At 64.0% G+C, this 228-nt stretch carries 1 pseudogene; it reads right to left on the reverse strand.

Going from position 1 to position 228, the window contains the following annotated elements:
- Positions 1–228 (reverse strand): annotated as a pseudogene (locus tag KVT37_RS33370) (hypothetical protein); the annotation flags it as partial.

Raw genomic sequence — 228 nt, forward strand, 5'->3', positions numbered from 1 at the left:
CCCATCGTGCCGACGGTGATCGTCTTGGGGGGGGTGAGGTTGTAGGGGTTGTCCCCCGCCCAGGCCGTGGGGGGCGGAAGCGCTGCCAGCGCGATGGCGAAGAAGATCGGGCCGATGCGCTGCCGCCGGCTCGCTGTGAAAAGCCCTCTTATGCTCTTGGGTTGTTCTCCACTCTGAGGATCGGTTTCTCGCCGGCCCAAAAGCTCCCTGTCGGTCAATTTCAAGTCG

Source organism: Mesorhizobium sp. GbtcB19 (genome assembly GCF_019091085.1).
Taxonomy (GTDB): Bacteria; Pseudomonadota; Alphaproteobacteria; order Rhizobiales; family Rhizobiaceae; genus Mesorhizobium.